Here is an 11,949-nt window from a genome sequence, read left to right on the forward strand (position 1 = left end):
TTAAATCGAGAAAATACGCTCTTCAACCTGATTGAGGTTGCGGTGATTCCACAAGCTTGCCGAAATGAAGACCCGTTGCACCCAGCGCAACGGCGTATCTTTTTCATCGAAGGAAGGCGTAAACTTATCGCGCGAATGCAATGCAAAGCGATTGTCGATGTAAACCAAATCGCCCGGGCAAATATCGATGCCGATGGCGTTTTCTTTCACCAGACCATAGAAACGTTCCAGCGCGGCTTCCGCCCGTGGCGTGCTGGCCGCAATCATGCCGGGATAGAAGACCGCGCTCACATCTGGCAACACGTGGTTTTGCGAGATCAGCGGCACCAGCGCGGTTTCTTCACGCCCGGCCTGAGTGGATTGGCGCCAGCGGTACGGCAGCTTGATGCTGTACAGCGGGCTGGCCAGCGTTTCGACGTCCTCGCGGCTCAGTTGAGCGATCGCCAGACGCGAGTCGGAGATGCGCGTCATCGGGCTGTGCGGATCGCGGCGCACGCCGGCCAACAGCAGGCCCATCGGCGAAACGTTAAACTGCTCCAGGTGTTTCAGGGCCGCATTTTCAATATGGAAGTCCAGTTCAACATCGAATCCCAGACCGGTATATTCTTTTTTAGCTTCGCGTTTAGGGATCAGATTATTGATCAGTTCTTTCCCTTCGAAATACATCGAATAGGGTTCGCCGATGAGCGAAGAGATACCGACCAACAGGTTTTCGCTGATATTGCCGGATTTAGCCGAAGGCGTATATTGGTTCGGGCAAGGGGAAAAGAACACTTCTTTATCCACCGGCACATTTTTTAAAATAAGATAAGGCCGTGGTTTGATCGACGCCTTTTGCTGGCTTAATGCGGCGCTTAATCTGTGGGGCAAATGGGTGATCATGGTCGAGCGTATGGCGTGAATATAAGCATCGCCGCCAGCGGGATCGTAAGCAATTTTATCTAATGCCGAAAATAACTCGTTTCGTTCCTGATCCGTCAATTGAAAGACGTTTTGGTAATCCATCCTGAGCATTCCTTGACAATAAGAATATCATTAGCAAGCCTAATGAAAGCGGCGGGATGTTAACATTTTGCATTCAAAATCATAAAGATTTATTAACCAGTTTCGTGATCTCAATCACTACTCCTCCGTCCAGTTAATGACGGAGAAGAAGTGTGTAATAAACAAGCAGTTAAATAGGTGCGTCGCAATCGGAGGCGATCGTGAACGCACGCGAAATATGTTGAAGGACCGGGCGATGGGCATCAAATACGCACGATAAATGCGTACTGCCCTCAAGCAAACCAAATGCCACATACACGCTGCCATGCTGTTCGACAAAGCGCTGCATCGATTGCGCATTGAACAACTCGTCCTGGGCTGCCGCCAGCAGCAAAGTCGGTAATCGCAACGCCGCCAATTGCTTTGCCGGGGCGCGCGGCGTCAACGCGTTAGCCATATTGACACTGTATTGGCAGACAAAATCGGGGGAGGTGGCCAGCACGGCCGGGGGAAAATTCAGGCTGACCGCCCGAGATTGCCCGAACCATCGCCCACCACTGAGCGCATTGGCCACAAAGGGCCATTGGCGCACCTGAGCAAAACGGGCCGCCGCCGTCAGATCGCGGGCTATCCCGGAAAATGGCCCCAGCTCAGGCGCCAGCATGATCAGGCTATCCGCCTGCTGCTCGCAAGGATAACGGGTCAAGTAGTTGAGCAACATCCCGGCGCCGCTGGAATGACCAAGCAGGTGCCTGCGCGCCAACGGAAAACGCAGGCGCATTTCCGCCAGGATGACATCGACATCGCGCCAAATACGCTCAGGCCGCTCAACCGTTCCCCGCTCTCCGGCGGAATCGCCATGTCCGCGAATATCGACCAGGCACACCGCGAGCGTTGGCTCGGCCGCCAACTGGCGCGCCAGGACGTCATACCCGGCAGCGCTGTTAACCCCGCCGCCGTGATACACCACCATCACGTCTTCACTCGCGGCAGTTTGCCGATACAGGCGATAGCTCAATCCCTCAACGCGACCGGACGACATATCCACGTGCCCGCCCGGCCACTCGCCGTAAGACTTCGCTTGCTCAACATAGCGGTCAAAATCAATCAAAGCGCACCTTTCCATGAATGTTGTCGGTATTGCCCACGGCAGAATTCCCTGCCACCACGGGGGTAAGCATATGAAACAACTGCAGGCACTACCATGCCTTTTGCACGCCCCTGGCGTCAGGGCAGATCGCCCGCCGGCACATTGAGCTGCCAGGAGAGGCCGAAACGATCGTTCAGCCAACCGAAACGGGCACTGAAGCCGTAATCATCGAGCGGCATCAGCACCTTGCCGCCTTCCGCCAGGCGGTGAAAGGCCTGTTCAAGCGCCTCTTCGTTAGGCAAGTTGATGAACAGCGACACCGCCGGGGTGAAGCTGAAGTCATGGCTGATCGGGCTGTCGATAAACACCAGGTTCTGCCGGTCGAAATCGATGGTGGCATGCTTGATCAACCGCCGGCCGTCCGGCGTCGGGTCGTAATGCTGCACCTGCATGAGCCGAAAACGCTCGAACACCTGGCTGTAGAGGTCGATCGCCTGTTGCGCCTCTCCCTGGAACATGACAAAAGTCGACACCTGACTCATAACATCCCCTCCGACAAACGTTGTGGTATTAATGGAGGATAGCGGATTACCGCTGAAGCGGCGGAAAGGAGCAACCATGAGCATCATTCATCGTCTGGCGCAGCCAGACGATCTCAACGGCCTGTTGGCCCTGTATCGCGAGCTGCGTCCGCAGGACGCGCCGCTGCGCACCGACGATGCGCGCCGTGCCCTGCAGCGCCTGCTGGACGATCCGGCGATCCGTCTGGTGGTGGCGGCAAAGGAAGAACAACCGATCGCCACCTGCATGATGGCGCTGATCCCAGGGCTGGCGCACCAGGCACAGCCGTTCGGTGTCATCGAACACGTGGTGACGGCGGAGCCCTATCGCGGCCACGGCGTGGCGCTCGCCATGATTGAATACGCGCTGCAGCTGGCCTGGCGCAAGGGCTGTTACAAGGTGATGCTGCTGTCGGGGCAGCAACGCACCGGCGCGCATCAGCTTTATCTCAAAGCCGGGTTCGACGGCGATCGCGAGCGGGGATTTGTCATCAGGCGGCCCGAGGGCCGATAGCGGCCTGCCGCCAACGGGCAGGCCGCCAGGCGGGGTCATTCGGTGGCGTTTTTCGCCAGGCTGGCGTCTTTTTGGCGGCGATAGTCGCGGGCGGCGGCCGGGATCGGCGTCACCTTGCCGGTCTCAATCCAGCTGCGCAGCCGGTTGGCGTCGGCGAAGTGGGTATATTTGCCGAAGGCGTCCAGCACCACCAGCGACACAGAACGGTTGCCGATCACGGTGCGCATCGCCAGGCAGTGGCCCGCCTGATTGGTGAAACCGGTCTTGGTCAGCTGAATGTTCCATTTCGGGTTGTACACCAGGTGGTTGGTGTTGCGGAACGGCAGCGTATAGTTGGGATCCTTGAAGCTGGCCATGCGCTCGGTGGTGGTGCTGAGCTGGCCGATCAACGGATATTGCTTGGTGGCGATCAGCAGCTTGGTCAGATCGCGCGCCGTCGACACGTTGTGGATAGAGAGCCCGGTCGGTTCGACGTAATGGGTATTGGTCATGCCGAGCGCCCTGGCCTTGGCGTTCATCGCTTTGATAAAGGCGTTGTAGCCGCCCGGATAGTGGTGCGCCAGGCTGGCGGCGGCGCGGTTTTCCGACGACATCAGCGCCAGCAGCAGCATATCCTTGCGGCTGATTTCGCTGTTCAGCCGCACCCGCGAATAGACCCCTTTCATCTCCGGCGTCTGGTGGATATCCACCGACAACATCTCGTCGAGCGGCAGGTGTGCGTCCAGCGTGACCATGGCGGTCATCAGCTTGGTAATCGAGGCGATCGGCACCACTTCATCCGGGTTGCGCGCATACATCACTTTATGGGTTTGCATATCGACGACCATCGCGCTGCCGGAAGCCAGCTCCGGCTGGGTGGCGTGCAGAGCGGCGGCGTTGTCGCTGGCCAGCGCGCGCGGCGCAAAGCCTGCGCCCGCCTGCAAAGCGAGCAGGGTCAGAACCAAAACACGTATTTTCACAGGCATTACTCTGAAATGGGGGCTTGAACTCAGCGAATTATATGTGAGGGTGCGGCGCTTGGCACTGGGATTGTAGGGCGGATTTGTGACAAATTCTGTCGGCCGAAAAACGGCACAGCCCGCGGGCGCTCTGGGATGAGCGCCCGCGTAGAAAAAGTTACAGCGCCGGCTGCCACGCCGATTGCGGCAGCAGGTACAGCCCCGGCGTTTGCCGCGCCCCTGCACCGACGATATGGCCGATGCCGGCCGCCATGACCGCCAACGTCACGTCGAAGGCGTTGAGGCTATCGCCATAGCCGGCGGTCAGGTTGAACATCGAGCCATTGGCCAGCAAATAGACCGTCTTCTCATTGAGTTGGTAAGCATTTACATAAGGCATCGGCTCGTGGTGCGGCAGGCTTTTCAGGAAGCCGACGTCGATCTCTTCCGCCACGTGGCCGACGTTGAGGATAAACACGCCGTCCTGCGACTGTTGCAGATGCTGCGCCGAGAGCACGTTTTTCGCGCCGGTCGCCGTGGCGATAACGTCCGCCTGAGCGACCGCGCTCGCCAGATCCACCACCTGCCAGCCGTCATAACGCGCCTGCAGCGCGCGCGCCGGGTCGATTTCCGCCACCATCACCTGGCCGCCGTAAGCCCTGGCCGCCGCCGCCGTTCCCTGCCCGACCAGGCCGTAGCCGATCACCAGCACGCGCTTTTCGTGCAGCGTCAAATGGGTGGTCTGGAAGAAGGTGTGCCAGGCGGTCAGCCCAACCATGTGCCGGTTATGCAACCCCTCTTTCACCGGCAGATCGTCCCAATTGAAGATCGGGTAACGCGGCGCCACGCCGTTTAACCGGCTGATGCCCGATCCGGTGGCTTCCAGCCCGGCGACGATCTGCGGGCCGTTCGGCGATTGGTGCAGACGGGTGGTCAGATCCGCCCCCATTTCGCACAGGTGGGTCGGCTGCCAATCCAGCGCGCGATCGAAAGATTCCGACCACTCGCTGGCGTTCATGTCGCGCCAGGCATAGGCCTGCGCCCCCCGCCGTTCCAGCCAGGCCACCACGTCGTTCTGCACCGTGGTGGGATTGCAGGTAGTCAGGAAGATCGCCGCGCCCTTATCCAGCAGGCCGGCCACCAGCGGCGCCATTTTCAGATCCAGGTGCATATTGCACGCCAGCCGCACCCCGTGCAGGTCCGGCAGTGCCGCCACCGCCGCCCGGGTGCGCGGCATATGGCGCATCGCCCAGTTCAATTCACTGTCAAAATCCTGATACATCCGTTGCTCCTCTGGTGTGCCCCGCCGCCAGGCGTGGCAAAAAAGTTATACCGCGCGGCCGAGCCGGCGGATCGCCTGCGGCGACAGGCCAAATACGCGGATAAACGCCCGCCTCATGCGTTCCGGATCGCTGAACCCCACCGAACGGGCGATCGCTTCCAGCGGCTCGGCGCCCTCTTCGATGCGCACCCTGGCCGCCTCGACCCGCAGCTGCTCGATCACCTTGGCCGGCGTCTGCCCGGTTTCAGCACGGAACAACCGGCCGAACTGCCGCTCGCTCAGGCAGGCGGCGTCGGCCAGATCCGCCACCGACAGCGGCAGATGCAAGTGCTCGCGCGCGTACGACAGCGCGGCGCGCATGCGATCCGACGGCGGATTCAACGCCAGCAACAGAGAATATTGCGACTGCCCGCCGGGGCGACGGTGGTACACCACCAGCTGCCGCGCCACGCCCGCCGCTATCGTAGCGCCGAGATCGTCCTCGATCAGCGCCAGCGCCAGATCGATACCGGCGCTGATGCCCGCCGAAGTCCAGATATCGCCGTCACGGATGAAAATGCGGTTGCTGTCGACGCGAATGCGCGGGTAGTTCTGCTGCAAGCGCGCCGCGTGATACCAGTGGGTGGTGGCGCGTTTGCCGTCCAGCAAACCGCAGGCCGCCAGAATAAACGCCCCGGTGCACACGCTGGCGATGCGCCGCGCTCGCCGGCTGTGGGCCGTCAGAAACGCCGCCAACGCCGGTGACTGCGCCGCCATCACATTGCCGCTGCCGCCGGCCACCACCAGCGTATCAAAACGCTCGTCGCCGCACGGCTGCGTGGCGATCGCCACCCCGGCCGAGCTGGCGACCATGCCGCCCTGCGGCGAGATCGCCACACAGCGGTAAGCCGGCGGGTCAGTGAACTGGTTGACGTTATCGAACGCCGCCAGCGGCCCGGCAAAATCCAGCAGGTTAAAACCGGGAAAAACCACAAAACCGATCGTTTTCATGATGGCGCTTTTTGAGGGTTATCTGTCATATCAGCCAAAAACAGGGCGGCTATTATGACCCAGGTCCAACGATAAAAATGAGGCGAATATCATGTCTGAACCATTAGTGATTGTATTTCCCATCTATCAAGGCGTCACTCAGCTCGACTTTACCGGCCCGCTGCAGTTTTTGCGCCACATGCCGGGCGCGGAAATCATCGTCGCCTCGGTAGACGGCGCGGATGTCGAGTCTGAAGGCTTGCACTTCACCCAGCTGCGCCCGCTGCCGGAGATCGCGCGCTGCGACGTGCTGTGCGTGCCGGGCGGCAGCGGCTGCACGCAGGCGCTGCAGGATCAGGCGTTCATGCAGCAGATCCGTCGGCTGGGCGCCGATGCCCGCTACCTGACCTCGGTATGCACCGGTTCGCTGATCCTGGCCGCCGCCGGTCTGCTGCAAGGCAAACGCGCCGCCTGCCACTGGTCGATGCGCGACAGCCTGAAGCTGTTCGGTGCCGTGCCGAGCGCAGCGCGCGTGGAACGCGACGGCCACGTGATCAGCGGCGGCGGCGTCACCGCCGGTATCGACTTCGCGCTGGCGCTGATCGCCGAACTGCACGGCGAAGACACCGCCCAGATGATCCAGCTCTATCTGGAATACGCCCCGGCGCCACCGTTCGCGGGCGGCACGCCGGAGCTGGCCCCGCCGCATATTTACGCCAGAGTGCAGGCGCAGATGGCGGAAAGCCTGCAGCGGCGCAGAGCATTGGTGGCCCAGATCGCCCAAGGCTAGCGATCGGGCGTATACTTGCCCTTATGCGTCAGTCACATAAGGAGTAAGGAATGACCGATTTGGCCCACTACATTACGGACTACGGCTACTGGGCGTTGTTTATCGGCTGCCTGGCTGAGGGGGAGACCATCACGCTGCTGGGCGGCATCGCCGCCCACGAAGGGTTGCTGCACTGGCCGTGGGTGATTGCGGTGGTGGCGCTCGGCGGCACGCTGGGGGATCAGCTGCTGTACTTCACCGGCCGCCGGTTCGAAGGCCGGGTGATCTCACGCCTTAAAGGGCAGGAAAAGCGCATCGCGCGCGCCAGAAAGCTGATCGCCCGCCACCCGATGCTGTTCGTTATCGGGGTGCGCTTTATGTACGGTTTCCGCATCATCGGCCCGGTGCTGATCGGCGCCAGCCGTCTGCCGCCCTCGCGCTTCGTGCCGCTTAACATCCTCGGCGCCATTCTCTGGGCGACGATCTTCGTCATGCTCGGCTATTTTGGCGGCCAGGCGATCGAAAGCTTCGTTACCGGCTTCGACAAAAAACTCTCCAGCCTGCTGTTTGTCGCCCTGGCGATCGCCGCCATTCTGCTGGTGCGCTTCTGGTGGCGCAAACGCCACGCGGAGTGAGCAAGCGCACCCGGCGTCAGCTTTTCTGCGGCGCCTCGCGCATCAGCGCCACCAGCTCGCGCGCCGCCTTGTCCAGCGGGCGGTTCTTCAGCCAGATCAAATGCATCGGCAAGCGCAGCTCGTTCTTGGTATTTTTGAATTTCAGCCGCACCAGCCGGCCCTGCGCCAGCAGCGGCTCGGCCAGCGACAGCGGGAAATTCCCCCACCCCAGCCCCGCTTCCACCATATTCAGCGCCATCGGCAGGCTATCGGTGCGCCAGTAAGCCTCCGCCACCTGCGGACGCAGATCGCCGATCGGCAGGTCACGGCTGGCCACCATGATCTGCCGCACGTTGACCAGATCCTCGAGAAACAGCTCGCCCGCAGCGCCGTCCAGCGCCGGATGCTGCGGCGACAACATCGCCACCAGCGATTCCGCGCCGACGAAGTGGAACTGTTCCGCGCTGTTGACGTTCAGCCCGCCGAACGCCAGGCAAACGCCGATGCGCCCCTGGTGCAACATGTGCAACACGTCGTCCTGCGGCGCGCTGAGCACTTCGATGTTCAGCAGCGGATAACGCTGCGACAGCGTTTTCACCGCCGCCAGCAGCCCGGCGCCGTTGATATCCGACGCCACGCCGATCGAAAGCGTGCTCTCCAGCCCCTGGGACAGTTCGATGGCGTGCACCTGCAGCTGCTTGAGCTGCCCGGCGATCAGTCGGGCATGCGGCGCCAGGGCCAGGGCCAGCGCGGTCGGCGTCGGTTCGCGGTGAGAACGGTCGAACAAGGCAAAACCGAGCTCCGCCTCCATGTTGGCGATGCCCATGCTGACGGCGGAAGGCACGCGCCGCAGCGCGCGGGCGGCGGCGGAAAACGAACCGCGATCGAGCACCGCCAGAAACAGCTCGATGTTGTCGCTGGAAAAATTCATCGTTCAATCTATCAGTAAAACTGATAGCTCCTGACTTTTTCTATCAATGTGATTGACGTTATCTTAGCCGCCGTCGCCGCAGAGGCAACTAAAAACAGATCGGGAGAAAACAATGCAGGGCGTCAAACGCAAACTGGTGTATGTCACCGCTTATGAAATCATCGGCATGACGATCTCGGCGCTGGGGCTGGCGCTGCTGTCGGGCCACGCGCCGACCAGCACCGGACCGCTGGCGGTGGTGATCACCACTATCGCCGTCAGCTGGAACTTCATTTACAACTACTTATTCGAGTGGTGGGAGAGCCGCCAGGCATCGCGCGCCCGCACCCTCAAGCGCCGCATTTTGCACGCGGTCGGGTTTCAGCTGACGCTGGTGGTGTATCTGATCCCGCTGATCGCCTGGTGGATGGGCATCACGCTGTGGCAAGCGCTGCTGCTGGATATGGCGCTGATCGTCATCATTCCTTGCTACACCTTCCTGTTTAACTGGGCGTTCGACAAGCTATTCGGCCTGCCGGCTTCGGCTTTGCCGGCCGGTGAATCCGCCTGAGAATAACCCTCGTCCTATTCGCCTGCGCACGCCCATCGCTGCGCAGGCGCCACCGCTTTATTTTTCGCCCCCCTTCTCCTCCGTGCCAAATAACCGCCAAATCCCTTTAATTTGCGAGGTAATTATTATTCTGTGATTTCAATCACTTTTATCGTTCGATATTTCCGTGTTGATAATGAGACTCATCTTACTGAATAATATGCGCTTTTGTTTTCAGTTTAAAAAACAAACACACTTGATCACTATTTGCACACAGGTTTTTTTGCCACATTTAACGGGAAACGGTAGCATGCCACGCCGTTATTTAACGGCGGCTGTATACACAATAAACAGCGGAATGATGCCACGACCTCATTCTCATTACGATTGCTGATGGCAATCGATTGCTCTGCAGCTCAGGGCGGAGTTAATCACAGACAGGTAAACAGGACGGATAATGCACTCACAAAACAAGTCGGCGGATGACAAACACGCCGCCAGAAGACGCTGGCTGGACTCCCATGAATCCGGTTACCACAAAAGCATGGGTAAGCGGCAGATCCAAATGATAGCCATCGGCGGTTCGATCGGCACCGGGTTGTTCCTCGGTACCGGCGGCCGTCTCGAGCTGGCCGGGCCGGCCCTGGCGCTGGTCTATCTGGTCTGCGGGATCTTCTCTTTCTTCATTCTGCGCGCGTTGGGCGAACTGGTGCTGCATCGGCCTTCCAGCGGCAGCTTCGTTTCTTACGCCCGCGAGTTTCTCGGCGAAAAAGCCTCTTACGTCGCCGGCTGGATGTACTTCCTCAACTGGGCGATGACCGGCATTGTCGACATCACCGCGGTGGCGCTGTACATGCACTACTGGGGCACCTTCGCCGACGTGCCGCAATGGCTGTTCGCCCTCGGCGCGCTCGGCATCGTCGCCACCATGAACATGATCGGCGTGAAATGGTTCGCCGAAATGGAGTTCTGGTTCGCGCTGATCAAAGTGGCCGCCATCGCGCTGTTCCTGATTGTGGGTGTGGTGTTCCTCGGTACCGGCACTCCGGTGGCGGGCAATACCACCGGTCTGCATCTGATCACCGAAAACGGCGGCATGTTCCCGCACGGCCTGCTGCCCGCGCTGGTGCTGGTGCAAGGGGTGATCTTCGCCTTCGCCGGCATTGAGCTGATCGGCACTGCCGCCGGCGAGTGTAAGGATCCGGCCAAAATGATGCCCAAAGCGATCAACAGCGTGATCTGGCGCATCGGTCTGTTCTACGTCGGCTCCGTGGTGCTGCTGGTGCTGCTGCTGCCGTGGAATGCCTATCAGGCCGGCCAAAGCCCGTTCGTCACTTTCTTCAGCAAGCTGGGCGTGCCTTATATCGGCACCGTGATGAACATCGTGGTATTGACCGCCGCGCTCTCCAGCCTCAACTCCGGCCTCTACTCCACCGGCCGCATCCTGCGCTCGCTGGCGATGGGCGGCTCCGCGCCGAAGCTGATGGCCAAGATGAGCAGCCAACAGGTGCCTTACGCCGGCATTCTGGTCACCTGCGGCATCTACGTGATCGGCGTGGTGCTCAACTATCTGGTGCCGTCGCGGGTATTCGAGATCGTGCTGAACATCGCTTCGCTGGGCATTATCGCTTCCTGGGCGTTTATCATCGTCTGCCAGATGCGCCTGCGCAAAGCCATCCGCGAAGGCCGCGCTCAGCCTGTCTCGTTCAGAATGCCGGGCGCGCCGTTCACCTCCTGGCTGACGCTGGCGTTCCTGTTGACCGTGGTGGTGATGATGGCGTTCGACTACCCGAACGGTACCTGGACCATCGCCACCATTCCGGTGTTGGCGGTGCTGCTGACGCTGGGCTGGTTCGGCCTGCGCAAACGGGCGCAGGAAGTGAAACTGGAACAGCAGGCTCACGAAGAACAGAGCCAACGCTGAATCGACAAGCCGCCCTCCGGGGCGGTTTTTTTATCCGTTATAACCGGCCGTAAAACGTCATTCGGGCGCTTTCCGACAGCATCACGTCCGGCTGCGCATTGTAGGCCAGCACCACCAGCATGCGCGTAGCGTCGCCTTCGGTCGGCGTCACCCGGTGCAGGGCATTACGCCCGCGAAACAGCACCAGATCCCCCTCCTCGATCGCCAGCCGCTTGGCCTCCCGTTTACCGTCCAGCACCTGCGCAACCCCGGCATAGTTCATCTCGCCGCGGTCGGCGTCGCGCAGCTTCTCCACATATTCGAAACGCCCGCCCGCCGCCGGTTTCTGGATCAGCAGCGTGATGGCGAACGACGAGTTATCGAAGTGCCAGCCCAGCTCCTGGCCGGCGCGCGCGTAATGCAGGTTGATCGACGACAGCCGATCGGCGTAGGGATAGAGCTGCGCCTCATCCAGCACCGCACAAAGGAACTCGCGAAACGCCGGGGCGTCGTACAGCGCGCGCAGCGGCGACTGCGGCGGAATATCCTCGTCGGTAATGCAGCCCTTGGACGACACCACCAGCCGGTTGCGCGCGTGATCGGCCGGCAGCGCGTCGTCCTGCGGCCGCAGATACACGTTGTGCTTGCTGGTGGCGTAAAACGCCGCGTGGTGCTGTTCGGCGCCTTCCAGCCGCACCGTCGCCAGCGCGGCGTCGCGCAAAAATCCCGGCAGCACCAGCGCGCCTGCGCTCTCCAGCGTTTGCCTGCAGCGGGCGCGAAACACGGCGTCGCCAATGGGATGGGCGGACAGATCGATAATATCGGCAAGTTGCGGCATGACGTTCCCCTCGAGTGCGATAGCCGGA

Annotated in this window: 13 protein-coding genes; 5 read left to right on the forward strand and 8 right to left on the reverse strand. The window is 60.9% G+C overall.

From position 1 onward, the window contains the following. The 3 genes from AC6BYQ_RS06435 to AC6BYQ_RS06445 all read right to left on the reverse strand — a co-directional run bounded on the left by AC6BYQ_RS06435 (position 1) and on the right by AC6BYQ_RS06445 (position 2,616). A complete protein-coding gene (locus tag AC6BYQ_RS06435; RefSeq protein ID WP_235049932.1) occupies positions 1-786 on the reverse strand; it encodes a TauD/TfdA family dioxygenase in 786 nt (261 codons plus the stop codon). Between the two features lie 388 nt (positions 787-1,174). After that, entirely contained in the window at positions 1,175-2,095 is a 921-nt protein-coding gene (locus tag AC6BYQ_RS06440; RefSeq protein WP_498056527.1) for an alpha/beta fold hydrolase, read from the reverse strand. A gap of 116 nt (positions 2,096-2,211) precedes the next feature. Next, positions 2,212-2,616 carry a VOC family protein gene (locus AC6BYQ_RS06445; RefSeq protein WP_019453955.1) on the reverse strand — a complete coding sequence of 135 codons (405 nt, stop codon included), beginning with the start codon at positions 2,614-2,616 and terminating at the stop codon, positions 2,212-2,214. Positions 2,617-2,692: 76 nt separating this feature from the next. On the opposite strand from AC6BYQ_RS06445, the gene AC6BYQ_RS06450 reads away from it, so the two are divergent. Continuing rightward, positions 2,693-3,148 (forward strand): GNAT family N-acetyltransferase, encoded by a 456-nt coding sequence (locus AC6BYQ_RS06450; RefSeq protein ID WP_019453956.1) that lies wholly within the window; start codon positions 2,693-2,695, stop codon positions 3,146-3,148. A 35-nt stretch (positions 3,149-3,183) separates the two neighbouring features. On the opposite strand, the gene pbpG is transcribed toward AC6BYQ_RS06450, so the two are convergent. The 3 genes from pbpG to AC6BYQ_RS06465 all read right to left on the reverse strand — a co-directional run bounded on the left by pbpG (position 3,184) and on the right by AC6BYQ_RS06465 (position 6,358). After that, positions 3,184-4,113: a D-alanyl-D-alanine endopeptidase gene (gene pbpG / locus AC6BYQ_RS06455; RefSeq protein ID WP_025160019.1), complete on the reverse strand. Its 930-nt coding sequence runs from the start codon at positions 4,111-4,113 to the stop codon at positions 3,184-3,186. Between the two features lie 151 nt (positions 4,114-4,264). Further along, a complete protein-coding gene (locus tag AC6BYQ_RS06460; protein WP_019453958.1) occupies positions 4,265-5,368 on the reverse strand; it encodes an adenosylhomocysteinase in 1,104 nt (367 codons plus the stop codon). A 45-nt stretch (positions 5,369-5,413) separates the two neighbouring features. Next, on the reverse strand, positions 5,414-6,358 hold the full coding sequence (locus tag AC6BYQ_RS06465) for a GlxA family transcriptional regulator (protein WP_498056528.1): 945 nt from the start codon (positions 6,356-6,358) through the stop codon (positions 5,414-5,416). A gap of 91 nt (positions 6,359-6,449) precedes the next feature. Between AC6BYQ_RS06465 and AC6BYQ_RS06470 the strand changes: the two genes are divergently transcribed. Together AC6BYQ_RS06470 and AC6BYQ_RS06475 are read left to right on the forward strand one after the other, a co-directional pair. Then, complete coding sequence (locus AC6BYQ_RS06470) at positions 6,450-7,127, forward strand: DJ-1/PfpI family protein (RefSeq protein ID WP_019453960.1); 678 nt, start codon at positions 6,450-6,452, stop codon at positions 7,125-7,127. A gap of 50 nt (positions 7,128-7,177) precedes the next feature. Next, positions 7,178-7,741, forward strand: coding sequence for a DedA family protein (locus AC6BYQ_RS06475; protein ID WP_197667310.1), 564 nt, complete (start codon positions 7,178-7,180; stop codon positions 7,739-7,741). Between the two features lie 16 nt (positions 7,742-7,757). Here AC6BYQ_RS06475 and AC6BYQ_RS06480 read toward each other — a convergent pair whose 3' ends face one another. Beyond that, positions 7,758-8,651, reverse strand: coding sequence for a LysR substrate-binding domain-containing protein (locus tag AC6BYQ_RS06480; protein ID WP_440528685.1), 894 nt, complete (start codon positions 8,649-8,651; stop codon positions 7,758-7,760). A 112-nt stretch (positions 8,652-8,763) separates the two neighbouring features. Between AC6BYQ_RS06480 and AC6BYQ_RS06485 the strand changes: the two genes are divergently transcribed. Continuing rightward, entirely contained in the window at positions 8,764-9,201 is a 438-nt protein-coding gene (locus AC6BYQ_RS06485) for a PACE efflux transporter (protein WP_019453963.1), read from the forward strand. A gap of 436 nt (positions 9,202-9,637) precedes the next feature. Then, entirely contained in the window at positions 9,638-11,104 is a 1,467-nt protein-coding gene (gene ansP / locus AC6BYQ_RS06490; protein ID WP_019453964.1) for an L-asparagine permease, read from the forward strand. 37 nt (positions 11,105-11,141) lie between these two features. On the opposite strand, the gene AC6BYQ_RS06495 is transcribed toward ansP, so the two are convergent. Next, complete coding sequence (locus AC6BYQ_RS06495) at positions 11,142-11,921, reverse strand: HalD/BesD family halogenase (RefSeq protein ID WP_498056530.1); 780 nt, start codon at positions 11,919-11,921, stop codon at positions 11,142-11,144. Between the last annotated feature and the right edge of the window lie 28 nt (positions 11,922-11,949).

This window comes from Serratia sp. LTN-2, assembly GCF_059740205.1.

Coding starts and splice junctions, on each gene's coding strand:
- AC6BYQ_RS06445 (WP_019453955.1), bottom strand. CDS start 2,616: ATGAGTCAGGTGTCGACTTTTGTCATGTTCCAGGGAGAGGCGCAACAG.
- AC6BYQ_RS06450 (WP_019453956.1), top strand. CDS start 2,693: ATGAGCATCATTCATCGTCTGGCGCAGCCAGACGATCTCAACGGCCTG.
- pbpG (WP_025160019.1), bottom strand. CDS start 4,113: ATGCCTGTGAAAATACGTGTTTTGGTTCTGACCCTGCTCGCTTTGCAG.
- AC6BYQ_RS06460 (WP_019453958.1), bottom strand. CDS start 5,368: ATGTATCAGGATTTTGACAGTGAATTGAACTGGGCGATGCGCCATATG.
- AC6BYQ_RS06465 (WP_498056528.1), bottom strand. CDS start 6,358: ATGAAAACGATCGGTTTTGTGGTTTTTCCCGGTTTTAACCTGCTGGAT.
- AC6BYQ_RS06470 (WP_019453960.1), top strand. CDS start 6,450: ATGTCTGAACCATTAGTGATTGTATTTCCCATCTATCAAGGCGTCACT.
- AC6BYQ_RS06475 (WP_197667310.1), top strand. CDS start 7,178: ATGACCGATTTGGCCCACTACATTACGGACTACGGCTACTGGGCGTTG.
- AC6BYQ_RS06480 (WP_440528685.1), bottom strand. CDS start 8,651: ATGAATTTTTCCAGCGACAACATCGAGCTGTTTCTGGCGGTGCTCGAT.
- AC6BYQ_RS06485 (WP_019453963.1), top strand. CDS start 8,764: ATGCAGGGCGTCAAACGCAAACTGGTGTATGTCACCGCTTATGAAATC.
- ansP (WP_019453964.1), top strand. CDS start 9,638: ATGCACTCACAAAACAAGTCGGCGGATGACAAACACGCCGCCAGAAGA.
- AC6BYQ_RS06495 (WP_498056530.1), bottom strand. CDS start 11,921: ATGCCGCAACTTGCCGATATTATCGATCTGTCCGCCCATCCCATTGGC.